This is a genomic window from Stenotrophomonas lactitubi (genome assembly GCF_002803515.1).
Taxonomy (GTDB): domain Bacteria; phylum Pseudomonadota; class Gammaproteobacteria; order Xanthomonadales; family Xanthomonadaceae; genus Stenotrophomonas; species Stenotrophomonas lactitubi.
The window spans coordinates 1876031-1899315 of sequence record NZ_PHQX01000001.1 but is presented as its reverse complement, the minus strand read 5'-3'; the positions used below and the strand labels follow the sequence as shown (position 1 = coordinate 1899315).

Sequence of the window (23285 nt, the reverse complement as noted above, 5' to 3'; positions counted from 1 at the left end):
TTGCTAACCTCGGCTGGACATGCCGACCCTGCTCATCGCCGATGACCACCCCTTGTTCCGCGCGGCGCTGCATCGCGCGGCCGAGGAGGCAGTGGCTGACCTGCAGATCAGCGAGGCCGATTCGCTGCACAGCGTGCTGGAAGCGATCGAGAGCCAGCAGATCGACCTGATGCTGCTGGACCTGCATATGCCGGGCAACCATGGTCTTGCCGGGCTGGCGACCATCCGTGCACTGCAACCCGGGCTGGCGATCATCATCGTCTCGGCCAATGAAGAGCCGCACGTGATCCGCCGCGCCATCGATCTGGGCGCAGCCGGCTATCTGCCCAAGAGTTCAGGGCTGACCGACCTGCAGTCCGCGCTGCAGACCGTGCTGGAAGGTGAACGCTGGATTCCGGCGCTGCTGCGTGAGCCGGTGGCGCGGGTTGCGCCCTTCAACAAGGACGCCGATCTTGCCGCGCGCTTGTCCAGCCTGTCCGCGCATCAGTACAAGGTGCTGAGCCTGGTGGCCGAAGGGCTGCTCAACAAGCAGATCGCCGACCGGCTGGGCGTGCAGCTGCGCACGGTCAAGGCGCACATGACCCGCATCATGGGCCGGCTGGGCGTGCGTAATCGTGCGCAGGCCATCCGTGTGCTGCACGAGATGGGGTTGACCGATCCTTCGCGGCAGATCGAAGAGACGCAGGACGCCTGACCCTTGGTCAGGGCGTTGCCGTAGCGGCCGTTGCCAGCAGATGATTGATCGCCCAGCGCAGTGCCAGCGGTTTGAACGGCTTGTTGAGCAGTGACAGGCCCACGCTGCGCACCGCCTCGCGGGTGTCGCTGCCGGTGTCGGCGCTGAGGATCACCGTCGGCCGCGGCCCGTGGACGGCGACAAGGCGCTTCCACAGCGCGACACCCGTATCGCCATCGTCAAGGTGGTAGTCGAACAACCACAGTGCCGCCTCCTGTGCTGAAGCACCCAGCGCATTGACATCGCGCGCCGCGATGACATCGCAGCCCCAGGAAAGCAGCATCTGCCGCATCGCCTCCAGCGCCTCCGGATCGTTGTCGACCACCAGCACGCGGATGCCCTTGATGCTGCTGTTGCCAGCGGCGGGTTCAGTGCGCGGGGCCGCAGGCGGCGCTGCCCGCACCACGGTGATGGAGAAGGTCGAGCCGCGATCAAGCGCGCTCTGCAGTTGCAACGGCGCGTGCAGCAGGTCGGCAATGCGGCTCGCGATGGTCAGGCCCAGACCGAGGCCCTGGCCGTTGCTGCGATCGCCACGATGGAATTCCTCGAACACTACCGCCTGCTGCTCCGGCGCGATGCCGGGTCCGCTGTCATGCACGCCGATCGACAGGGTCTGGCCATGCCGGCGCACGCCCAGCAGCACGCCGCCACGGCGGGTGTAGCGGATGGCATTGGCCAGGAAGTTCTGCAGCACCCGGCGCAGCAGCAACGGATCGCTGTGCACCCACGCGCGGGTCCGTACATGGCGGAACTGCAGGCCGCGTGCCGCCGCCAGCACGGCGAACTCCTGTGCAAGCGGGTCCAGTACGGTCGACAGCGCGAACGGGCGCGGATCGGCCACCAGTCCGCCGGCTTCCAGTCGCGAAATATCGAGCAGGCCCGAGAGCAGGTCGTCGGTGGAGTCCAGCGCACCACGAATCTGCCGCAGGAAGCTGTCCAGGAACTCCGATTCGATGTGCTGCGACATGGCATCGGTCAGCAGCTGTGCCGCATGCAGGGGCTGGATCAGGTCGTGGCCAACGGCGGTCAGGAAGCGCGTCTTGGCCACGTTGGCCCGCTCGGCTTCATGCACGGCCTGCTCGAGCCGCGCGGTGCGGTCCTGCACGCGGCGTTCCAGGGTTTCGTTGCTGCGCTTCAGCGCGTCCTCTGCCCGCCGGAAAGCAGTGACATCGGTGAAGGTGGCCACGTAGCCGCCACCGGGCATCGGGTTGCCTCGGATTTCAACGATGGTGTTGTCCGGGAAGATCCGCTCGGACAGATGCGGAGTGCCGCGCCGCATGTGTACCACCCGCCGTTGCAACGCCTTGTCGCGCGAGTCGCCGGGGGTGTCGCCGATCTTCAGCTGTCCCAACGCCCACGCCGTCAGGTTCGACACCGGCTGTCCCACCTGCAGCAGTTCCGGCGGGAACTTGAACAGCGCGGCATAACGGCTGTTCCAGGCCACCAGCTGCAGCTGCGCATCGACCACGCTGATGCCCTGGCTCATGTTTTCCAACGCGGCTTCCAGCAGGCGCTGGTTGAAGCGCAGCACCTGGGTGGCTTCGCCGACCGCGCGGGTAACGGCGTCCAGCGGTGCGGCACCACCATCGCGGGCCGCCTCCACCAGCAGGCGTGCCATGCCCGCACCGACCACGGCAGTCAGCTCCCGCTCGATGGCGGTGACCCGCTCGTCATCCAGCATCTGCCCGGCATGCCCGTCCATCAGCTGGCGTGCCCGTTCCTGGCCGAGGAAGCGACCGGCCGTCTTGCGCAACGATGCCGCGGCCACCGCGTCGCGCTGCCGTGGCATCGAGGGACGCACCGCACGCGACACCAGCACAACGGTCGCCAGATTGACCGCCAGGCTCGCCCCCATGCTGATGGCGATATGGCCCGGCTGCATGCGCAGCGAGAACATCGCCAGCCAGTGCAGTCCGTCGGGGCTGGCCGACGGCGGCGGGGCGGGGATCACCATCGGCAGCAGTACCAGCCACAACCAGACCAGTGAGCCCAGCACGATCCCGGCGATGATGGCTGGGGAGGGCGTGCGCGGACGGTACACCGCCAGCAGTACTGCCGGTGCCAGCTGGGAGAGCGCGGTGAACGACATCAGGCCGAAGTCGCTGAGTGCCTCGGTGCCGCTCATCGCGCGGCTGTACAGCCACGACATCAGGAACACGGCGAGGATGCCGGCGCGACGGAAGGCCAGCACACGTGGTCGCAGATCAGCGCCGCTGTTGAAGCCGTTGACGCCGCTCAGCAGGCGCGAGCCGACGCCGTGGTTGCCGAGCATGATCGACAGGGTCAGCCCGGACAGGATCATCATGCCGGTGGCCGCGCTCAGGCTGCCCAGGTAGGCCAGCAGCGCCAGCAGGTGGTGGCCGCGTTCCTGCGGCAGGGCCAGGACATACAGGTCGGGCGACACCGAAGACGGCAACTGCGCGGCACCGGCCAGTGCCATCGGCACCGACGGCAGGCCGATCAACAGCAGGTACACCGGGAACAGCCAGCGCGCCGTCTTCAGGTCCGACGACTGCCGCAGTTCGACCACGCCCACATGGAACTGATGGGGCAGGGTGAACGCGGCCATCGCACCGAGCGCCACCATGGTCAGGTAATCCGGCACGACTGCCGGCGGCGGCAGCTGCGCCATCTTTTCAAGCAGCGGCGCACCGGACTTGTGCACCGAGAGCGCGGCATACAGGCCGATCGCCAGCAGTGCCGTCAGCTTCAACAGCGATTCCAGGCCCAGCGCGACCACGATTCCCCGGTTGTGTTCGGTGGCAGACGCTTTGCGTGCGCCGAACAACGTGGTGAACGCCGCCATCGTCAGCGCGAACCAGAACGACACGTCCAGCTGCCAGCCGACGGGCGCGAACTGATCGCCAAGCAAGGCGCCAAGGCCCTGGCTGACTGCTTTGAGCTGCAGTGCGATGTAGGGAATGATGCCGAACAGCGCGACCAGGGTGATGGTGATGCCCAGCCCCTGGTCGGCTCGCAGCCGCGCGACCACCAAGTCGGCGATGGTGGCACTGTTGTGCTGTTGGGCCAGTCGCCCCAGCCGCACCAGGAAGGGCAGGCCGAAGGCAAAAATGAGCGCCATGCCGATCAGTGTCGGCGGGATCGGAAAGCCCCACTGCACGCCCTGCGAAGCGGCGCCGTAATAGGTCCATGCCGTGCAGTGCACGCCCAGCGACAGCGCGTAGATGGCCGGCCAGACCTTCGACAGCCGATGCCCCTGGCGCTCCCCCCACAGGGCGACGCCGAACAGCAGCACGGTCCACGCGATGCAGGCGAACAGGACGATGGAGGGCGTCAACATCGCTCCAGTGTAGAGAGAACCGCGTCCGGCGGGCAGCCGGCAGGTGCTGCGCTGCAGGGTTAGGGCGGCGCTAGCCGGCGAGCACGATCAGCGACAGTTGCTCGGCGACCACGGCCACCTCACCGGCGGGGATCACTTCCACCGTCTTGTGCTGGGTCAGCAGCCACTGCCCGGGCCTGCGTGCCTCCAGTGACAGCAGCTGCGAGCGCACCCGCACCTCGGAGCCGCTGGGCACCGGCGCCAGGAAGCGGACCTTGTTCAATCCGTAGTTCAGTACGTGGGCGATGCCGGGAAAACCGGCCAGGGCCGCCACATCGTCCTCGACGGTAAGCGAGAGCAGGAGGAAACCATGCGCGATGGTCTGCCCGCCCGGCAGGCCGGTCTGGGCGCGAACCGGATCGGTGTGGATCCAGTTGTGATCACCGGTGGCGGCGGCGAAGGCATCGATGCGCGATTGTGTGATGCGCGTGCTGCCGCTCAGCCGTTCACTTGCCGCCCATTGCCGCAGGGCCTGCAGGGTGGCAGGCAGCTCATCCGTCGAAACGCCGGAACTCATCGCACGCGCTCCAGCAGGGCCAGAATCGCATCACGCGCCTCGGGCTCGGACAGCATCGGCGCATGGCCTACCTCCGGTACTTCAACGAGGAGGGTGTTGGGCGAGGTGGCTGCCATCTGCCGTGCGACATCGACAGGCAGGATGTCCGACAACGCCCCGCGCACTACCAGTACCGGTACCCGCGAAGTCAGGCCACGCACGGCCCGCCACAGCACCGGGCGCAGGAGCCACAGCAACCACGGCCGCGTGGTGCGGATCACCGCCGGGTCGTAGTCCAGTTCCAGCAGGCCATCGCTGCGCTGGCGGAAGGTGCGCACCGCCATCGCGCGCCAGTCGTCGGTGGTAAACCGCGGGAACGCGGCCTTGCCGATGGATTCAACATAAGTCGTGGCCTGTGAAAGGTCCATCGGTGGCACGGGCTTGCCGGCGTACTTGCCGATCCGCGCCAGAGCTCGGCGCGGCACCTTGGGGCCGGCATCGTTCAGCACCGCCGCGGCGATCAGCCCGGGTACACGCGAGGCCAGGGTGATGGTGACCAGCACCCCCAGCGAGGTGCCGACGAACACCGCCTTGTCGATGCTCTGTGACCGCAGCAGTGCCACCATGTCATCGGCATAGGCGCGCGGGTTGTAGCTGGACGGGTCCGGCGCACGTTCCGAACCCGCACGTCCGCGCAGGTCAACCGCGATCACCCGCCAGCCGACGGCGGTCAGCGACTGCGCAAGGGCATCGAAGTCGGCGCCATTGCGGGTCAAGCCGGGGATGCAGACCACCGTGCCACGGGGCGGTCGCCCCGCACCCGGGGCATGGTCGCGCGCATGCAGGCGCAGCCCATCGTCACTTTTCCAGTACAGATCATCGTAAGACGGTGTCATGCAGAAGCTTCCTAGAAATCGTAACGGACGCTGAGGCTATATTGGCGCGGCGGCCCATAGAAACCAATCAGCGTGCCGACCGCCGGAATGTTGTAACCGGTGGTGCGGTATTCCTTGTCGGCCAGGTTGGTGCCCTGCAACGAGAACGTCCAGGCGTCATCAAGTTTCCAGATCACGCCGGCATTGACCAGCCCATAGCCATCCTGGCGGATCACCGGGCTCAGGTCGGTGGTCGGCCACACTTCGCTCTGGTAGCTGTAGCTCACCCGAGCGGACAGGTTGCTGCCATTGGCCAGCTCGGTGCGGTATTCCACGTTCAACGCGCCCGAGAAGTCCGGTGCGTTGGTGAACTTCATCTGCTTGGCCACGTTGACGCCACGATCCATGTACTCGTCATACTTGGCGTCCAGCCAGGCCAGGTTGCCGGAGATCAGCCAGTGCTGGCTGGGCAGGTACTGGTACTCGATTTCCAGGCCGTTGATGGTGCCGGCGCCGGCATTGGTGAAGTCGCCGAAGAAGGCATCGTCGACGCCATCGCCATTGGTATCGATGCCGGTGAACACCGACAGCTGGATGTCCTTGTACTTGTTGTGGAACGCCGACAGGTTCAGGAACAGGCGCTGGTCGAGGAAGGCCATCTTGCTGCCGATCTCGAAGCTGTCCACGGTCTCGTCATCGAACGGTTCGGCCGAGCGCGGCACCGCCACGGCATTGGCGCGGATGTTGTAGCCACCGGACTTGAAGCCTCGCGTAGCCAGCCCGTAGACCATGATGTCCGGGGTGATCTGATAGTCCAGCGACACCTTCGGCGAGACGTTCTTGAAGTTGGTCTTCTTGTCGAAATCCGCCGCCACCGCGATGGGTCTGCTGAAGGTCGCGTCGGCGTAGAAACGGTTCAATACGATCGCGCGCTTGTCCTCGTCGGTGTAGCGGGCGCCGACGTCCAGCTTCAGCTTGCTGGTCAGGTCGAAGGTCCAATCGGCATACAGCGCGATGCTGTCGGTGAGCACCTTGCCGCGGGTGTCGCCGAACTGCAGGTTGAAGAAGTTGTTGCGGATCTGGCCGCCGGCTTCGCCACTGAACTGGTACAGGCCGACCACGCCGCGCACGCGTCCACCGGCATCGTAGTTCAGCTGCACCTCGTTGCTGACCTGGTCGTCATGGTAAGTGCCACCCACATCGGCCAGCTTGACCGGCGTGCTGTCGAAATCGATGTTCGCGTCGCTGTCCGATTCGCGCTTGGCCACCACGTACTTCAGTGCAACATCTTCGCTGGGCCGCCAGTTCACCGTGGCCGAGGCGCCCTTGGTCTCCACGCTGTTGAGGTTGCGCATGCCCGAGCGGATGTCGTAGCGGTCATCCATCGGCGGGTAGGCACGCACGAACGGGTTGGGCGCCAGCATCTTCGAACCGCGCATGCCGGACTGGTCATCGATCCAGTCCAGAGCGAACTGCACATCGAAATCGTCACCCGCATACGCACCCAGGTTGAAGCGTGCCGCATTGATCTGCTTGTCACTGACCGGCTGGTTGGTGAACGTGTTCTCGCCGAAGCCGTCACGATTCATGCTGGCCACCGCCACGCGTGCGCGCAGACCACTGTCGGCGTCACCGATCGGGCCGCCGATCGCCGCCTTGGCGTCGAGCTGGCTGTAGTTGCCCACGGTGATCTGGGCAAAGCCTTCGGTCTGGGTGGGCAAGCCGCGCGAGATGTACTTGATCGCACCGCCGATGGTGTTCTTGCCGTACAGCGTGCCCTGCGGACCGCGCAGCACCTCGATGCGCGAGACGTCGAACACGTCCAGCAATGCCCCCTGCGGGCGGGCAATGTAGACGTCGTCCAGATAGATGCCTACGCCTGGGTCAGCGCCCCAGGTGGGATCGGACTGGCCGACGCCGCGGATGTAGGCCGTGACCGTGCTGCTGGCGCCGCGCGCCGCGTAGATGGTCAGGTTGGGCACCTGTCCATCCAGGTCGCTGATGTCCTGGACGTTCATCTTGTCGAGGGCTTCGGAGGTAAAGGCAGTGACCGCAACCGGCACCTCCTGCAGGGTTTCCTCGCGCTTGCGCGCGGTCACCGTGATGCTGTCCAGGTTGGTCGCCGAAGCGGTCCTGCCCGCCGCCGGCGTGCCCTGCGGTGCGTCCTGCGCCAGAACCGGCCCGGTGGCCAACAGCGTGCCGATCATCAGGCTCAAGCAATTCCGTTTCATTCGGTCCTCCCCCAAGGCAGATGGCCCATTGCCACCCATGCTGCCTAGGCTAGCGGCGCCGTGGCGCACCGGCGAGTGGACCTAGGTCCAGTCGGCAGCGGTCGCCAGATCCGGATACTGGGCGCGTCCCCACCTGGAAGCGCCGTATGTCGTTACTGATCGTACTTGCAGCGCTGGCCTTCCTCATTCTGGTGGCATACCGCGGTTACAGCGTGATCCTGTTCGCGCCCGTCGCCGCACTGGGCGCTGTGCTGCTGACCGACCCCTCGCTGGTGGCACCGATGTTCACCGGCTTGTTCATGGACAAGATGGTCGGCTTCCTCAAGCTCTATTTCCCGGTGTTCCTGCTGGGCGCGGTGTTCGGCAAGCTGATCGAACTGTCCGGGTTCTCCCGCTCCATCGTGGGGGCTGCGATCCGGTTGTTCGGACCTCAGCGGGCAATGCTGTCGATCGTGCTGGTGTCGGGCCTGCTGACCTATGGCGGCGTGTCATTGTTCGTTGTGGTGTTCGCGGTCTACCCGTTCGCGGCGGAAATGTTCCGCCAGAGCAACATCCCCAAGCGCCTGATTCCGGCCACGCTGGCGGTGGGCGGCTTCAGCTTCACCATGGACGCGCTGCCGGGAACGCCGCAGATCCAGAACATCATTCCAACCACGTTCTTCGGTACCGATACCTGGGCGGCACCCGTGCTGGGCACGCTTGGCGGCATCTTCGTGTTGGCGGTTGGCATGGCCTACCTCGAGTGGCGCCGTCGCGTTGCGCTGCGCAACGGCGAAGGCTACGGCGATCCGGCCACCCTGGTGAACGAGCCCACACTATTTGCCGGCACTCGACTGGCACATGCGGGCATTGCCGTGCTGCCGCTGCTGCTGGTGTTCGTCTCCAACAAGCTGTTCACCCTGGGCATGCCGCACTGGTACGGCGCCGAGCACAGCTTCGTACCGTCGATCATGGGCAGCGCCGCGCCCGTGGTACAGGACGTGGCGAAGATCACTGCAATCTGGGCCGTGCTGGGTGCGCTGCTGGTTGGCATCCTGTCGGTGCTGGCGCTGGCCTGGCGTCCGGTGGTCACCCAGTTTGCAGAGGGCACCAAGGCGGCGATCGGTGGTGCAGTGCTGGCCGCCATGAACACCGCCTCGGAATATGGCTTCGGCGCGGTCATCGCCGCGTTGCCGGGTTTCATGGTGGTGGCCAACGCGCTGGGCTCCATCAAGGATCCGCTACTGCACGAAGCGGTCACCGTAACCGGCCTGGCCGGCGTCACCGGCTCTGCATCGGGCGGCATGAGCATCGCCTTGGCGGCAATGTCGGAGACCTTCATCGCCAACGCACAGGCCGCCGGCATTCCGATGGAGGTGCTGCATCGTGTTGCGGCGATGGCATCCGGCGGCATGGACAGCCTGCCGCACAACGGTGCGGTCATCACCCTGCTGATGGTGACCGGGCTGACCCATCGCCAGGCCTACAAGGACATTTTCGCAGTGACCGTCATCAAGACCCTCGCGGTGTTCGTGGTGATCGGCATCTACTACGCCACCGGCTGGGTTTGACAGCGGCGTCGCAGCACCCTCTGGAAGGTCGGTCCACGAGGATTTCCGGTACCACTTCATCCACGACTCACGCATGAGGATCTGGTCATGAAATCTGGAATCGATTCAATCAAGGCGTTGATGCTGCTGCTGTGCACCTGGCTGGCGACGACGGGTACCGCATCTGCGGCAGACCCACCCGGGCATTGGGATGTTGGCCTGTACGGCAATCTGTTCGGCGCCCGCGAGTACCAGGTATGGGTGCCCGCCGGCTACGACGAAACGCAACCGCTGCCCCTGTTGCTGGTGCTGCACGGCTGCGTGACCGGGCCGAACCTGATGGGCGAGGCCTCCGGCTTCAACGAGGTGGCTGACACCGAAGGCTTCATCGTGGTCTACCCGCGGCAGAACGTAACCTCCAATCCGGCACGCTGCTGGAACTGGCAGTTGCCGATCAACCAGGCGCGCGACAGTGGCGAGGCCTCGATCCTGGCCGGCATCGTGGACAAGGTGAAAGCGGGCTACAGCATCGATCCGCATCGCGTGTACGTCACCGGCATTTCCGCTGGCGGGGCGATGACCTCGATCATGCTGGCCTGCTATTCGGATGTGTTCGCTGCGGGCGCGATTCATTCCGGTGGCATGTACAAGGGTGCGACCACGATCTCCGGCAGCGCCTACGCACTGTTGGCCGGCAGCATCTACTCACCGGACAGCAACGGGCGACTGGCCTGGCAGTGCTCGGGTTCGCCGTCACCGCGACCGATCCCGGTGCTGGTGTTCCATGGCACCGCCGACGCCACGGTGAACCCGGTGAATGGACAGCAGGCCGTGCGCCAGTTCCTGCAGACCAATGACCTGGCCGACGATGGCCTGGACAACGACTCGGTGAAGTATGTGCCGACCAACACTTTCCACGGACAGGTGCCGGGTGGGCGTGCCTACACGGTCGACACCTACACCTACGGTGGCAGGACGCTGGTCCAGCATTACGTGGTGCAGGGCATGGGGCATGCCTGGAGCGGCAGCCAGTCCGGGTTGCCGTTCACCGACCCCAAGGGTCCGGATGCCACGCTGATCACGTGGCTGTTCCTGAAGGATCAGCAGCGCTGAGTATCGGAGCGCAAGGGTAGGGGAGGCGGCGCCAGTGCGGGAGTGGAGGGCTCCCGCACTGGCGCGCGGCCTTTGCCTGGGGAAGCCGGGCGCGTTCGACAGCATGCGCCCTCCCGCTCAGCCCTGTGCCAGAAGCTCCTCGCGGATGATCTGTGCGCCCGCACTGAGCGCGCGCAGCTTGCCCCGTGCCACCTCACGCGACAGCGGCGCCATGCCGCAGTTGGTGCTGGGGTAGAGCTTGTCAGCGTCCACGAACTGCAGGGCCTTGCGCAGGGTGTTGGCCACGTCTTCCGGCGTTTCAACCGTGCTGGAAGCCACATCAATGGCGCCCACCATCACCTTCTTGCCACGCACCAGTTCGATCAGGTCAATCGGCACGTGGGAGTTGTGGCACTCCAGCGAAATGATGTCGATGCTGGAGGTCTGCAGCTTCGGGAACGATTCTTCATACTGGCGCCATTCCGAACCGAGCGTCTGCTTCCAGTCGGTGTTGGCCTTGATGCCGTAGCCATAGCAGATATGCACCGCGGTTTCGCACTTGAGCCCTTCGACCGCGCGCTCCAGGGCGGCTACACCCCAATCGTTCACTTCGTCGAAGAACACATTGAAGGCGGGCTCATCGAACTGGATGATGTCCACGCCGGCGGCCTCCAGTTCCTTCGCTTCCTCGTTGAGGATCTTCGCGAACTCCCATGCCAGCTTTTCGCGGCTCTTGTAGTGCGCGTCATACAGGGTGTCGATCATGGTCATCGGGCCCGGCAGCGCCCATTTGATCGGCTGCGTGGTCTGCCTGCGCAGGAACTTCGCATCTTCCACAAACACCGGCTTCGGGCGGCTGACAGCGCTCACCACGGTGGGCACGCTGGCGTCGTAACGGTTGCGGATGCGGACGGTTTCGCGCTTCTCGAAATCGACGCCGTTGAGGTGTTCGATGAAGGTGGTGACGAAGTGCTGCCGCGTCTGTTCGCCATCACTGACAATGTCGATGCCGGCATGCTGCTGTTCCTGCAGGGACAGGCGCAGGGCGTCCTGCTTGCCTTCATTCAGCGCTTCATCCTGCAGCTTCCAGGGCGACCAGAGCTTCTCGGGCTCGGCCAGCCAGGAGGGCTTGGGCAGGCTGCCTGCGGTGGAGGTGGGGAGCAGTTTCTTCGTCGACATTGCGTCTTGTGTCCTGGGGGGCGAATGGAAGATCGATGGATCAGCGGGCGGCCCACTGCTCAAGCACGGCGCGGTGCGGCTTGATGAAGTGCTCTTCAGTGAACTTTCCCTGCTTGACCGCGAGCTGGCTGCGCTCCTCGCGGTCGTAGACGATGCGGGTGGAGGAGTAGTCCTGGTGCTTCAGGCTGGGCTGGTAGACCTTGCCGGCCACGGAATTGGCGTTGTAGATCTCGGGGCGGTAGATCTTCTGGAAGGCCTCCATCGTGCTGATGGTGCCGATCAGTTCCAGGTTCGAGTAATCGCCCAGCAGGTCGCCCTGGAAGTAGATCGCCAGCGGCGCGACGCTGCCCGGCGGCATGAAGTAGCGCACCTTCAGCCCCATCTTGTCGAAGTACTGGTCGGTGGGGGAGAACTCGCCTTGCCGGTACTCCACGCCCAGGATGGGATGGTGGTTCTCGGTGCGGTGGTAGGTCTTGCTGCTGGAGACGCTGATGCAGATGACAGGCGCCTTGCTGAAGTTCGCACGGTAGGCCTCCGACTCCAGGAAGTGCTGGAACAGCTTGCCGTGCAGATCGCCAAAGCCGTCGGGAATGCCGAAGGTGGCCTTGCCCTCGTTGCTGGCCGGGAGTACCACGCTGAAGTCGTAGTCGCGCACATACGACGAGAAGTTGTTGCCGACAATGCCTTCGGTGCGCGTACCGGTGAGGGTGTCGACGATGGTCGGCCGCAGCACCTCGATCAACGGGAACGTATCGCCGCCGTCGCTGCCATCGATGTGCATCTCCACAGAGATGATGTCCAGCTCGACGACATAGCGGTCCGCGCTCGGGTTGTCCCAGTGCGCGAGGTCATTGAAGCGGTTGTTGATCATGCCGAGCGTGTTGCGCAGGTTTTCCTGGCGGGATTCGCCGCGGGCCAGGTTGGCGAAGTTGGTGGTGATGCGCGTGCCATCAGCAGGCTGGTAATCCTCGTTGAAAGGAATACGGCTGATGCTGAAGGTGAAGTTGCTGGTCGTCATGGGCGGCGTTCCGGTTTGCGGGGTGACATCCGAATGCAGGTCGATGGCAGTCGGCATTCAGAGAGCGGCAGCAGCCACAAGGGGGGCAGGTGCTGCGCGATGGGAGAGGGCAAGCAACGGCATCGCCCGCTGTACCGCCAGGCGCGCCCGCTGGATCAGCGCTTCGTCGTGTACACGGCCTTCGGCGAAATCGCGGTCGGTTGCGTAGACGCCCAAGGGCAGGGTGCGGGCCTGGAAGAAGCTGAAGAGCGGTCGCAGCTGGTGGTCGATCATCAGTGCGTGGCGCTCGCTGCCGCCGGTGGCGGCCAGCAGGATGGGGGTATCGACCAGCGCGTCCTGGTCGATGAAGTCGAAGAAGTGCTTGAACAGGCCGGTGTACGAACCTCGGTAGACCGGCGTGGCCACCACCAGCACATCGGCCTGCTCGACAGCGGCCAACTGCCGCTCCACGGTCTCGGGCAACTGCGAGCGCCAGAGCGCACCGGCCAACTGCGGCGCCAGTTCACCCAGTTCAATCAGGTGCTGATCGCAGGGCACGCCTTCGCCGATCAGGTCCAGCAGGTGCTCGGCCAGGGTCGCGGCCCTTGAGGGGCGCTGCAGCCCGCCGGAAACGGCGACGATACGGAGGGGGCGGGTCATCTCTTCGCTTTCAGCAGGGGAGGGGCTCCTTCGGATGATCTGCAGGGGCGCAGTCCTGCAGGCCGGCGGGGTGACCGGGCTGGCAGGTAACCGAAGGCATGGGCCGATGCTAGCCAGCCCTTCCCATGACGTAAAATGGTATTACTTCACCAATCCATGAGTGAGATTCATCGTCATGTTGGAGCGGATCCATCTCAGCATCGTGCAGCAGGTCGAGCAGCAGGGCTCACTCACTGCCGCTGCCGGCGTGCTGAACCTGACCCAGTCAGCCCTGAGCCACAGCATGAAGAAGCTGGAGCAGCAGCTCGGCACCAACGTCTGGCTGCGCGAAGGCCGCAGCCTGCGGCTGACCCAAGCCGGGCAGTACCTGCTTGCCGTCGCCAACCGGGTGCTGCCGCAGCTGGACCTGGCCGAAGAGCGGCTGGGCCAGTTCGCGCAGGGCGAGCGCGGCGCGCTGCGCATCGGCATGGAATGCCATCCCTGCTATCAGTGGCTGCTGAAGATCGTCTCGCCCTATCTGGCCGCCTGGCCGGACGTGGATGTGGACGTCAAGCAGAAGTTCCAGTTCGGCGGCATCGGCGCGCTGTTCGGCTACGAGATCGACCTGCTGGTCACGCCCGACCCGCTGCTGAAGCCCGGCCTGAAGTTCATCCCCGTCTTCGACTACGAGCAGGTGCTGGTGGTGGCCAAGGGCCACGCGCTGGCCAAGGTCGACTACGTAAAGCCCCGCCAGCTCAGCCAGGAAGTGCTGATCAGCTACCCGGTGCCGTTCGAGCGGCTGGACATCTACAACCAGTTCCTGCTGCCGGCCGGCATCACGCCACGGCGGCACAAGGCCATTGAAACCACCGACATCATGATGCAGATGGTGGCCAGTGGCCGTGGCGTGGCCGCCATGCCGCGCTGGCTGGTGGAAGAGTACGCCGCCCGCATGGACGTGGTGCCGGTACGGCTGGGCGCCAAAGGCATTCCCAAGCAGATCTATCTGGGTGCGCGCGAGGCGGATACCGGCATCGATTACCTGCAGGCGTTTGTCGAGCTGGCACGGCACAGCTCCACCAGCGCCGGCAACCTGCGCGGAGCCGGCTGATGTCAGGTGGCACCGGCCGTTTGGGGCAGCCTTCGAACGGGACTGCTGACCGCGCGCAGCGGGCGCAGGCCTTCGTCAGCGCCGTTTCATTGGAGGTGAGTGCCAAGGCCATGCCTGCGCTGCGCGCCGAGGCTGCGCGCATGGCGCGGGGCACGACCATCTCCATTCCCTACCTGCCGAGCGAGGACGACACTGCCCGACTGGCTGCGGCACGCACAGTGCGCGAACTGGGTTTCGAGCCGATGCCACACCTTTCCGCGCGCCGCATCGGCTCGCGGGCAGCGCTTGAGCACTTCATCGACCGTGCCGTGATCGACGCCGGTGTCGAGCGCTGTCTGCTGATCGCGGGGGATCTCTCCACACCTGCCGGACCGTTCGCCGACAGTGCATCGATCATCGAGAGCGGTGTCCTCGAGCGCGCCGGCATCAAGGTCGTGGCTGTGGGCGCGCATCCGCAAGGTCATCCGGTGATGACCAGCGCCGATCGGTGGCGCGTGCTTGAACGCAAGTGCCAACGCATCGAAGCGCGAGGCATGGCGCCGCTTGTCGTCACCCAGTTCGCATTCGATGCCGATGTCGTGCTGACCTGGTTGAATGAACTGCGCGCCCGTGGCATCACCCATCCGGTGCTGGTCGGCGTTCCCGGGCCCGCCAGCATCGCGCGGCTTGTACGCTATGCGGCGATGTGCGGCGTAGCTGCAAGCACCTCGATGCTGTCGCGGTATGGCATCTCCATGGGCCGCCTGCTGGGTAGAGCTGGGCCGGATGTGTTCGTGGACCGCCTGGTGGATGGGTTGACCGAAGCCCATGGGCAGGTCAGCCCGCATCTATTTCCCTTCGGTGGCATCGCACAGTCCATGGAATGGGTGGAGCACTACCGGATGCGTGCGGGTGAGCTCATGACCCAGGACGAACGTCGCTCTCCGCATCGTCCATCCCCGGGCTGACGCGGCGGCCGATGTCCTTCAGCCTGGCCAGCTGGTCGACCATCGACGGTGCATCGTCGAGGCTGCCGACAAAGGTCCACAGGTAGGTCATCACCGCATAGACGTGGCCCGGGGTCACGCCATCGGTTGTGGCCAGGCGGCCAATGGTCAAGGCGAACAGCACCGCGGCCGCCGCGCCGACCACCACGAAGGCACTGGCTTCGCGATCTGACAGCAGGATGCGTAGCCGCGACAGCGTGGCGTAGTGACGGCGCAGCACCGATGGGCTGACCCGGTCGACCAGCCGGATTTCATGCTCCAGCCGGTTGTTCAAACGTCCGTGCAACTGCTCGTTGCGGCGAGCGAACGAGGGCAACAACAGCAGCGCACCGAGCAGGGCAATGAGACTGGCCGCGCCAACCAGGGGTTCGATCGCCAGCAGCATCGCCGCCGCGCCGAACATGGAGACCAGCGCCGTAGCGATGATCGGCACGTGCTTCTCGAAGAAGTCGACGAACTCGCGGGCCAAGACCACGCGCGCCGCCGAGGTGGAGGTGGCCTGGCCCATGCGTCGCTGCGCCTGCACCACGTTCACTGCCAGATCGGCATAGATGCGGGTGAACGTGCGCGTATCCACTGCGCGACGGGCGGCGCCGACCAGCCAGAACAACAGCACCACGCCGGCGTAGGAAATGGCATGGCCGACGTTGCCACGGATGATCGCATCCACCGCGAAGCCGGCGAACAGCGGATAGGCCAGCAGCAGCGCATTCTCCAGCGCCACCAGCGAGAAGGTTCCGGTGAGCTGCCAGGGATAGGTGCGCAGGATGGCTTTCAACGTAGCGGCCGCATTCTGCTGGCCGATGCTGCCGGCTGCAGCAGCCGGGTCGTGTGGGTGCTTCATGGGAACCTGGGTGGATCGAGGGTGGGGCAGGGGATGGACGAAGGCTTCTCCCCGGCCGCACCCAGTATCGGCAACGCCTTGGAGCGGGGATGGAGGAACGATGGAGATCGCGTGGAGAAACCGGTGGCGTTCAGCGACGGGCGTGCACCGGCCAGCGGATCTCGAATACAGTGCCGCCACGCCCGCTCGGCCGGCACTGTGCCGTTCCGTGATGGGCCACGGCGATCGCACGCACCACGGCCAGGCCGAGCCCGGAACCGCCACTCTGCCGCGACCGCGACACATCGGTGCGCTGGAAGGCCTCGAAGATGCTGTCGCGCAGTTCATCCGGCACGCCGGGTCCGCCGTCGTCCACGGTCACGCTGCAGTGCCCCTCGGCCAGCTTCACATACACCCGCAGCGGGCAGGGAGTAGCGTGCCGGCGCGCGTTTTCCAGCAAGGCCAGTACCGCCTGGCGGATGCGTGCCGGATCGCAGTCCGCCAGCGCGGCGCGTGCCTCCAGCGTCACTGAAAAGCCACTCTCGGCCAGGGCGTCGGACATCGCCTCCACTACCGCAGCCACCTGCACGCTGACGTCGCTGCGCTGCAGGCGCAGGTCCAGATGACCACTTTCGGCCAGGCTCACCACCCGCAGGTCTTCGATGATGCGGGTCAGGCCTTCCAGCTGGGTCAGCATGCTGGTGAACTGCTCCAGCCGTGGCTCGAACACACCGTCGGCGATGCCCTGCAGGCGACCGCGCAGGATAGTCATCGGTGTACGCAGTTCGTGCGCGATGGCCGCGTTCCAGAACACCCGGTTCTGCGACATGCGGCTCAGCCGCTCGGCCATGGAATTGAAGTCGCTCACCAGCGTGGCCGCTTCGGTCATCGAGGTGTGGTCGCCGCGCGCACGTGCATCCAGATCGCCGCTGGCCACGCGGCGCAGGCTTTCGGCCACCGAGTTCAAGGGGGTGATGATGCGCCAGGTGAGGCGCGAAGCGATCAGCGAAGCCAATACGATGACCACGGTGGCAGTGAGGCCGATCCACAGCCATTCCAGCCCCGACGGCAGCATCGTCTGCGGCGTGTCGTACCAGCGCGGGTAGAAGACTTCCATCAGGTAATAGAACAGATAGAAGCCGGCGATCGACAGTACCGTCGAACACAGCGATGCCACCACGATCGAAAGCGTGATCTGGCGGCCGATGCTTTTGCCTTTGGTGGTCATCCGTCAGCCCAGCAGCCGGTAGCCGACGCCGCGGATGGTCGCCGGAATGCCGCGCACGCCCACATCCTCCAGCTTGCGGCGCAGCTTGCTCACGTGGCTGTCCACCGTGCGCTCCTGGGCATCGCCCTCGGGCAGGCAGGCGTGCAGAAGATCGGCACGTGCATGTACCTGGCGCGGCGCACGGGCCATGTGCACCAGCAGGCGGAACTCAGTGAGGGTGACAGTCAACGCATGTCCCTGGCCTTCGACATGGACCGTCACATCGTGGCTGCGCAGATCGATCTCGAACGGCCCTTGGCGGATCACGCCGTTGGGCACATCGGCCCCGGAAGGCGCGCTACGGCGCAGCACCGCCTGGATGCGCGCGACGATCTCGGCGGGGTTGAAGGGCTTGGCGACATAGTCATCGGCGCCCACGCGCAGGCCGGTCAGCTTGTCCAGGTCCTGGTCGAGTGCCGTAAGCATGATGACCGGGGTGTTGCCGCGCCGGCGCAGTTCGCTCAGCACCTGCCAGCCATCCTTCTTCGGCATCTGTACATCCAGCAGCACCAGGTCGGGGCGCAGCTGGTGGTGGCTCGCCAGCGCTGCCTCGCCATCGCTGGCCCTGACACTGCGCATTCCGGAACGCGCAAGGTAAGCGCAAAGGATATCGGCGATTTCGCCTTCATCTTCGGCAATCAGGATCAAAGGCATCTGATGGGTGCGGATATCGCGCTTCATTGCAGGCAGGGGGCGGAAGAACCCGGCGAGGCTAGCGCCCCTTGATGGAGGCCCGGTCGAGATTGTGTCGAGATTGTGTGGACCCGCACTGGAGGGTTCAGCGGCGGGTGGTACACCTGAACGCAGGCCCTGGCTCCATGCGATCTCCACACTGGCTCCAGGAAACCTCCAACCAAGGCTCCCAGACTGAGGCCTTGGCGGTCGCGATGGGTGACCGCAAGCAGCCGGGCATCTCGATGAAAACCCGCAAGACTCTGATCATCGCCGCCGCCGTGGCCGTCCTGGCAGGCGGTGTCGGCTGGTGGGCGTTCGCCGATGGCGATGATGGCGCCCTGATCATCGCGCCGGCAAGGGTGGCTGATCTGGAGAAGACCGTGCAGGCGGTGGGCCGGGTCAATCCGAAGGAACTGGTGGCGGTGGGCGCGCAGGTGTCCGGGCAGGTCAAACGCTTGCACGTGGTGCTGGGCCAGCGCGTGCAGGCCGGTGACCTGATCGCCGAAGTCGACTCGCAACCGCAGCGCATCGCCCTGCGCAGTGCTGAAGCATCCACCAACGCACTGCGCGCGCAGCATGCCGCCAGCCAGGCCCGCTATGTGCAGACCAGCCGCATGCTGGATCGCCAGTCGCAGCTGGTGGCATCGCGGCTGGTCTCGCAGGAGGGCTTCGAGGCCGCGCGGGTGGCCCGCGATGCGGCACGCTCGGAGGTGGCTGCACTGCAGGCGCAGATCGACCAGGCGGTGACCCAGGTGGAAACGGCCCGGATCAACCTGGGCTATACCCGCATTCTCTCGCCAACTGACGGCTACATCGTTGCCATCGTCACCAAGGCTGGGCAGACGCTGAACTCCATGCAGACCACGCCGACCATCGTGATGCTGGCGCAGATGGACACGATGACTGTGCGTGCCGAGATCGCCGAGGCTGACGTGGAACTGATCGCAGTTGGCCAGCCGTTGTGGTTTTCGACGCTGGGGCCGAGCGGACGGCGCTACGAATCGCACCTGCAGCAGCTGGAGCCCGCGCCGTCCTCGATTGCCGACGCGGCTTCGGCCGCTACCGGCAGCTCGGCGCAGACACCAAAGGCGGTGTACTACGCGGGCCTGTTCGATGTGGGCAACCCTGGCCTGAAGCTGAAACCTTCGATGACCGTCAAGGTGACGCTGCAGCTGGCCCGGGCCAGCAACGCACTGCAGGTACCGTTGACCGCACTGAACGGATCGGACAGTGGCGACGACAGTCGCGGCAGCGTGCGCGTGGTTGATGCCAAGGGGCGCGCCCACGAGCGCGCGGTGACCACCGGCCTGCGCACTGCCACCGCCGTGCAGATCCTGTCCGGCCTGCGGGTTGGCGAGAATGTGGTGGTCGGCCAGGCCCCCAGTAGTGGCGAACCGCAGGCCAGCAGCCTGCTGGGGATGTGAACATGACCCACGCGCTGCTTGAACTACATGGCGTATCGCGCGCCTACCGTACTGCCGCCGGTGAAGTGGTGGTGCTGAAGGACGTATCGCTGCGCATCGATGCCGGCGAGTTCATCGCCATCATCGGCCCGTCGGGCTCGGGCAAGTCAACGCTGATGAACATCCTGGGCTGCCTGGACCGCCCCACCCAAGGCAGCTACTGCGTAGACGGCGCGGCCACCGAGCAGATGTCGCCGGACGAGCTGGCGCGCCTGCGTCGCGAGCACTTTGGCTTCATCTTCCAGCGCTACAACCTGATGGAGAATCTGAGCGCCACCGAGAACGTCGCGTTGCCAGCGATCTACGCAGGCGTGGATGTCCCGACGCGCACGGCGCGGGCACGCGTACTGCTGGAAACGCTGGGGCTGGGCGAGCGTACCGGCAACCGGCCGAGCCAGCTGTCCGGCGGCCAGCAGCAGCGCGTGTCCATCGCCCGAGCGTTGATGAACGGCGGTGCCATCGTGCTGGCCGACGAACCCACCGGTGCGCTGGACCATGCCAGCGGCCAACAGGTGATGGCCGAATTGAAGCGCCTGCATGCGCAGGGCCACACGGTCATCCTGGTGACCCACGATGCATCGGTTGCCGCCCACGCGGCCCGGGTAATCGAGATCGCCGACGGGCACGTCGTGGCCGATCGCGGCGCGGGCGGTCGCGCGGCCGTTCAGGCCAGATCCGCGCCCGAGCGCGGCCAGTCGTCGCGTGTCGAGCGGCGTGCTCGACTGGATGGCGTGCGCGAGGTTGCGCAGATGGCAGTGCGCTCGATGCTGGCCCATCGCCTGCGCACGTTGCTGACCATGCTCGGCATCATCATCGGCGTGGCCGCTGTGGTCACCGTGGTGGCATTGGGCAAAGGCGCACAGGCCCAGGTGGAATCACAGATCAACGAGCTTGGCGCCAGCACACTGGAGATCTTCCCGGGCGTCGATTTCGGTGACCCGCGTTCGGCGGAAATCGAAACGCTGGTGGTCGCTGATGCCGACCATCTGGCCGCACTCAGCTACGTGGACAGCGTCAGTCCGTCCTTGAGCGGCTCGGTGGCCGCGCTACAGGGCAGCCGACGCGCCAACACGCAGGTGATGGGCGTTGGCGCAGATCTGCCGCGCGTACGCGGCCTGCGCCTGAAGGCCGGGCGCTTCTTCACCGATGCTGAAGTGGATGCACACCGCGCAGTGGGCGTGGTCGACCAGAAGGCCGCCACCGCACTGTTCAGCGGCAGCCCGATCGGCAGCACGGTACTGCTGGGCGGCATGCCGGTAGAGGTGATCGGCGTGGTCGGCGCCAGCACATTTGCCGGCGGTGCAACGCCCACTGTCTATGTGCCGTATACCTCGGCCTCCTCGCGCCTGCTGGGCAGCCAGCGGCTGGAGAGCATCACCGTGCGCGTGCGCGACAATGTCTCCACCACCGCAGCCGAAGCTTCCTTGGCCGCCGAACTGCAGCTGCGGCATGGCCGCCGCGACTTCTTCATCTACAACGCCGACCAGATCCGCAAGGCGGTGATGAAGTCCAGCCAGACCATGGCCGCACTGGTGTCGGCCATCGCCGCCGTAGCCTTGATAGTGGGCGGGGTAGGGGTGATGAACATCATGCTGGTATCGGTGAAGGAGCGCGTGCGCGAGATTGGTGTGCGCCTGGCGGTGGGGGCGCGGCAGGGTGACATCCTGCGTCAGTTCCTGATCGAAGCAGTGCTGATCTGTCTCTTCGCCGGCGTCCTCGGCGTGCTGCTGGCCTTCAGCGCGGGTGTGTTGTTCAGCCTGTTGTCGCTGGGCGTGCCGTTTCTGTTTACCGCCGCGCCGGTGCTGGCCGCACTGGCGTGCTCGTCAGCCATAGGCCTGGGCTTCGGCTACTTTCCGGCGCGCAGTGCCGCACAGCTGGACCCGATCCAGGCGCTGGCGGCGGAGTAGGGTGCGAGCCTGCCCAGCCGTGAGAACCGGCACAGGCGTGGGCCTTGGCCATCGGCTATCTTAAGGCCCCATTCTGCACCTCCCTTCAAGCGGCGACGCATGCACGTGACTTCGATGAGTGTTCGAAACAGGCGATGGCTCAGCTGCCTCCTGGTGTCCGCCGCGCTGTTGGCTGCAGGCTGCGCCAGCGAAAAGGTTCCAACGAAGGATCTGGGGACGGAGATCGACGACGTTGCCGCAACGATGATCCGGCAGCCGTTGCTTCATTCAACCTCGATCGGCGTCGTGTACCGGGGCAAGGAATTCATCCGTCATCGCGGCGACATGGAAACCGGGAAGCCAGGCCCTCCAACCGATGCGACCCTCTACGAGATCGGTTCGTTGAGCAAGACCCTGGCGGGCACCCTGATGGCCAATGCCGTCCTGGAACACAAGGTGAGTCTGGACGACGATGTTCGACAGTACCTGCAGGGGGACTATCCGAACCTGCAGTACAAGGGTGAGCCCATCCGCATCCGCCATCTGTTGTCGCACACCAGCGGCCTGCCGAACATGTTGCCGGAGCGTGCGAACACGGTGCTGGCGGACTTCACCGATCATCGTACGCCAGGCGAACTCAACGCCATCTACGCGCACTACGGCAAGGCCGATTTCTTCAAGGATCTGCACGCTGTCGAGATTGGCCGGGCGCCCGGTAAGGATTACGCGTACTCCAGTGCCGGGACGGAGCTGACGGCGCATATCCTCGAGACCGTCTACAAGCGCGACTACGCGTCGCTGTTGCGCGGACACCTTGGCGATTCCGCAGCGATGACAGGGCTCAGACTCACACTGAGCGACGACGAGGCGCTGCGCCTTGCAGTCGGCTATCACAGCGACAACCCGGTGCCGACCACGCCGATGCCGCAGTTGCCGTGGGGCGCATCCGGGAACGTAAAGGCGACTGTTCCGGAGATGGTGAAGTACCTCAGATTCCAGCTGGCGAACGGGCCCGTGGTAAAGGAATCGCATCGCCCCTTGGTCAAATTCGATTCCGAGTTCAGCATCGGCTACTTCTGGAACATCGTCGCCGGCGATCAGCTGAAGGGCGTGTACTACGCCCATCATGGTGGCGTGCCCCGTTCCCAGTGCTACATCTACATCATGCCGAAGTACGATCTTGGCATCTTCGTCATCACCAACCAGAGCGGTGACCAGACTGCGCGCGCCATGCAGACGGCGATCGATACGCTGGTCGAGAAGATCGCCGCGCGGGAGGCTGCCGCTGGCAGTGAAGTTTCCCGATAGAGACTGTACTTCCCGTCCGTCCGGTGTAGTGCCGAATGGTGTTGGCACCCCCAGGCAGGAGCATTTCGCGTTGATCACCCGTACGTTGAACAAGGTTCTGCTGTTCGCAGGCCTGGCACTTTCCATGGCGCCCACCGCGCCAGCAGCAGAATCGATCCGCAAGAACGTTCCCAAACAGGAAGACATTGATCGTGCGCTGGCGCTCGTGTCCTGCAAGGCGGATCGCACCGCATTCCGAACATTGGCCTATCAGTTGCGTGGCATCGCATCCAGCGGAAAGCCGTCGGCTGGCTGGGAATCGGTCGCAGGCAGGGGCGAGGGTTACAGCAGGGCACTAGGCGATTTGCCCGGCGTTGTGGCGGAAATGCAGCTTCCATCGCCGGTTCTGGTCTTCGGCCATCCGTCCGAACGGTTGATACTTTCGCGCAGCTCCGTAGTGGCTGTCTTTGATGAAGCCCTTGCTGCGGATCTCAGCAAGGCGCTGTCCCTCGACGCACGCGGGACACAGCACACGCCTGCAGGGATGCGCGTGGTGCAGTCAGCACCGGAAGCCCAAGGCGATGGCATCGAAGTGATGGCACTGGTCGCCCAGCGGATAGAGGCCGACCCGACGCCAATCGCCGTAGCCGGTTGCCTGTACTTCACCCGGTGAGTC

The 23285-nt window shown here is 65.4% G+C and carries 19 protein-coding genes; 9 read left to right on the top strand and 10 right to left on the bottom strand.

Going from position 1 to position 23285, the window contains the following annotated elements; genetic code table 11:
• Positions 1-19 precede the first annotated feature (19 nt).
• On the top strand, positions 20-694 hold the full coding sequence (locus tag CR156_RS08940) for a response regulator transcription factor (RefSeq protein WP_100552561.1): 675 nt from the start codon (positions 20-22) through the stop codon (positions 692-694).
• Between the two features lie 7 nt (positions 695-701).
• Here the strand turns inward: CR156_RS08940 and CR156_RS08935 are convergent, their stop codons facing one another.
• The 4 genes from CR156_RS08935 to CR156_RS08920 form a co-directional block, all read right to left on the bottom strand.
• Positions 702-4034 (bottom strand): hybrid sensor histidine kinase/response regulator, encoded by a 3333-nt coding sequence (locus CR156_RS08935; RefSeq protein ID WP_100552560.1) that lies wholly within the window; start codon positions 4032-4034, stop codon positions 702-704.
• Positions 4035-4104: 70 nt separating this feature from the next.
• Positions 4105-4590 (bottom strand): MaoC family dehydratase, encoded by a 486-nt coding sequence (locus CR156_RS08930; RefSeq protein ID WP_100552559.1) that lies wholly within the window; start codon positions 4588-4590, stop codon positions 4105-4107.
• Positions 4587-5465, bottom strand: coding sequence for an alpha/beta fold hydrolase (locus tag CR156_RS08925; protein ID WP_100552558.1), 879 nt, complete (start codon positions 5463-5465; stop codon positions 4587-4589). The genes CR156_RS08930 and CR156_RS08925 overlap by 4 nt, the downstream gene beginning before the upstream one ends.
• An 11-nt stretch (positions 5466-5476) precedes the next feature.
• Positions 5477-7651, bottom strand: a complete 2175-nt coding sequence (locus tag CR156_RS08920; protein WP_100552557.1) for a TonB-dependent receptor — start codon at positions 7649-7651, stop codon at positions 5477-5479.
• Positions 7652-7821: 170 nt separating this feature from the next.
• Here CR156_RS08920 and CR156_RS08915 point away from each other — a divergent pair, with 170 nt between their 5' ends.
• Both CR156_RS08915 and CR156_RS08910 read left to right on the top strand, forming a co-directional pair.
• Complete coding sequence (locus CR156_RS08915; RefSeq protein WP_100552556.1) at positions 7822-9225, top strand: GntP family permease; 1404 nt, start codon at positions 7822-7824, stop codon at positions 9223-9225.
• A gap of 87 nt (positions 9226-9312) precedes the next feature.
• Positions 9313-10317, top strand: a complete 1005-nt coding sequence (locus tag CR156_RS08910; RefSeq protein WP_100552555.1) for an extracellular catalytic domain type 1 short-chain-length polyhydroxyalkanoate depolymerase — start codon at positions 9313-9315, stop codon at positions 10315-10317.
• 117 nt (positions 10318-10434) lie between these two features.
• Here CR156_RS08910 and CR156_RS08905 read toward each other — a convergent pair whose 3' ends face one another.
• The 3 genes from CR156_RS08905 to msuE are packed head-to-tail and all read right to left on the bottom strand — an operon-like array spanning position 10435 to position 13132.
• Positions 10435-11475, bottom strand: a complete 1041-nt coding sequence (locus CR156_RS08905; protein ID WP_100552554.1) for a methionine synthase — start codon at positions 11473-11475, stop codon at positions 10435-10437.
• A 40-nt stretch (positions 11476-11515) separates the two neighbouring features.
• Complete coding sequence (locus CR156_RS08900) at positions 11516-12493, bottom strand: DUF1852 domain-containing protein (protein WP_100554123.1); 978 nt, start codon at positions 12491-12493, stop codon at positions 11516-11518.
• A 57-nt stretch (positions 12494-12550) separates the two neighbouring features.
• Entirely contained in the window at positions 12551-13132 is a 582-nt protein-coding gene (gene msuE, locus CR156_RS08895; protein ID WP_100552553.1) for an FMN reductase, read from the bottom strand.
• 175 nt (positions 13133-13307) lie between these two features.
• On the opposite strand from msuE, the gene CR156_RS08890 reads away from it, so the two are divergent.
• Together CR156_RS08890 and CR156_RS08885 are read left to right on the top strand one after the other, a co-directional pair.
• Entirely contained in the window at positions 13308-14222 is a 915-nt protein-coding gene (locus CR156_RS08890; RefSeq protein WP_100552552.1) for a LysR family transcriptional regulator, read from the top strand.
• Positions 14222-15169 (top strand): methylenetetrahydrofolate reductase, encoded by a 948-nt coding sequence (locus CR156_RS08885; protein WP_100552551.1) that lies wholly within the window; start codon positions 14222-14224, stop codon positions 15167-15169. The genes CR156_RS08890 and CR156_RS08885 overlap by 1 nt, the downstream gene beginning before the upstream one ends.
• Here CR156_RS08885 and CR156_RS08880 read toward each other — a convergent pair.
• The 3 genes from CR156_RS08880 to CR156_RS08870 form a co-directional block, all read right to left on the bottom strand.
• Entirely contained in the window at positions 15120-16052 is a 933-nt protein-coding gene (locus CR156_RS08880) for an ABC transporter six-transmembrane domain-containing protein (protein WP_100552550.1), read from the bottom strand. The genes CR156_RS08885 and CR156_RS08880 overlap by 50 nt on opposite strands.
• A gap of 130 nt (positions 16053-16182) precedes the next feature.
• The gene (locus tag CR156_RS08875) at positions 16183-17259 is read right to left on the bottom strand and encodes an ATP-binding protein (protein WP_100552549.1); all 1077 of its coding nucleotides are present in this window, start codon (positions 17257-17259) and stop codon (positions 16183-16185) included.
• A 3-nt stretch (positions 17260-17262) separates the two neighbouring features.
• The gene (locus tag CR156_RS08870) at positions 17263-17979 is read right to left on the bottom strand and encodes a response regulator (protein ID WP_100552548.1); all 717 of its coding nucleotides are present in this window, start codon (positions 17977-17979) and stop codon (positions 17263-17265) included.
• A gap of 236 nt (positions 17980-18215) precedes the next feature.
• Here CR156_RS08870 and CR156_RS08865 point away from each other — a divergent pair, with 236 nt between their 5' ends.
• The 4 genes from CR156_RS08865 to CR156_RS08850 all read left to right on the top strand — a co-directional run bounded on the left by CR156_RS08865 (position 18216) and on the right by CR156_RS08850 (position 23282).
• Complete coding sequence (locus CR156_RS08865; protein ID WP_100554122.1) at positions 18216-19397, top strand: efflux RND transporter periplasmic adaptor subunit; 1182 nt, start codon at positions 18216-18218, stop codon at positions 19395-19397.
• 2 nt (positions 19398-19399) lie between these two features.
• The gene (locus CR156_RS08860) at positions 19400-21343 is read left to right on the top strand and encodes a MacB family efflux pump subunit (RefSeq protein WP_100552547.1); all 1944 of its coding nucleotides are present in this window, start codon (positions 19400-19402) and stop codon (positions 21341-21343) included.
• 153 nt (positions 21344-21496) lie between these two features.
• Entirely contained in the window at positions 21497-22630 is a 1134-nt protein-coding gene (locus CR156_RS08855) for a serine hydrolase domain-containing protein (protein ID WP_243381758.1), read from the top strand.
• Positions 22631-22700: 70 nt separating this feature from the next.
• Positions 22701-23282 (top strand): hypothetical protein, encoded by a 582-nt coding sequence (locus tag CR156_RS08850; RefSeq protein WP_100552545.1) that lies wholly within the window; start codon positions 22701-22703, stop codon positions 23280-23282.
• Positions 23283-23285 lie beyond the last annotated feature (3 nt).

Excerpts from the sequence above, each read along its gene's own strand:
- CR156_RS08940 (WP_100552561.1), top strand. The coding sequence starts at position 20 with ATGCCGACCCTGCTCATCGCCGATGACCACCCCTTGTTCCGCGCGGCG.
- CR156_RS08935 (WP_100552560.1), bottom strand. The coding sequence starts at position 4,034 with ATGTTGACGCCCTCCATCGTCCTGTTCGCCTGCATCGCGTGGACCGTG.
- CR156_RS08930 (WP_100552559.1), bottom strand. The coding sequence starts at position 4,590 with ATGAGTTCCGGCGTTTCGACGGATGAGCTGCCTGCCACCCTGCAGGCC.
- CR156_RS08925 (WP_100552558.1), bottom strand. The coding sequence starts at position 5,465 with ATGACACCGTCTTACGATGATCTGTACTGGAAAAGTGACGATGGGCTG.
- CR156_RS08920 (WP_100552557.1), bottom strand. The coding sequence starts at position 7,651 with ATGATCGGCACGCTGTTGGCCACCGGGCCGGTTCTGGCGCAGGACGCA.
- CR156_RS08915 (WP_100552556.1), top strand. The coding sequence starts at position 7,822 with ATGTCGTTACTGATCGTACTTGCAGCGCTGGCCTTCCTCATTCTGGTG.
- CR156_RS08910 (WP_100552555.1), top strand. The coding sequence starts at position 9,313 with ATGAAATCTGGAATCGATTCAATCAAGGCGTTGATGCTGCTGCTGTGC.
- CR156_RS08905 (WP_100552554.1), bottom strand. The coding sequence starts at position 11,475 with ATGTCGACGAAGAAACTGCTCCCCACCTCCACCGCAGGCAGCCTGCCC.
- CR156_RS08900 (WP_100554123.1), bottom strand. The coding sequence starts at position 12,493 with ATGACGACCAGCAACTTCACCTTCAGCATCAGCCGTATTCCTTTCAAC.
- msuE (WP_100552553.1), bottom strand. The coding sequence starts at position 13,132 with ATGACCCGCCCCCTCCGTATCGTCGCCGTTTCCGGCGGGCTGCAGCGC.
- CR156_RS08890 (WP_100552552.1), top strand. The coding sequence starts at position 13,308 with ATGTTGGAGCGGATCCATCTCAGCATCGTGCAGCAGGTCGAGCAGCAG.
- CR156_RS08885 (WP_100552551.1), top strand. The coding sequence starts at position 14,222 with ATGTCAGGTGGCACCGGCCGTTTGGGGCAGCCTTCGAACGGGACTGCT.
- CR156_RS08880 (WP_100552550.1), bottom strand. The coding sequence starts at position 16,052 with ATGAAGCACCCACACGACCCGGCTGCTGCAGCCGGCAGCATCGGCCAG.
- CR156_RS08875 (WP_100552549.1), bottom strand. The coding sequence starts at position 17,259 with ATGACCACCAAAGGCAAAAGCATCGGCCGCCAGATCACGCTTTCGATC.
- CR156_RS08870 (WP_100552548.1), bottom strand. The coding sequence starts at position 17,979 with ATGAAGCGCGATATCCGCACCCATCAGATGCCTTTGATCCTGATTGCC.
- CR156_RS08865 (WP_100554122.1), top strand. The coding sequence starts at position 18,216 with ATGAAAACCCGCAAGACTCTGATCATCGCCGCCGCCGTGGCCGTCCTG.
- CR156_RS08860 (WP_100552547.1), top strand. The coding sequence starts at position 19,400 with ATGACCCACGCGCTGCTTGAACTACATGGCGTATCGCGCGCCTACCGT.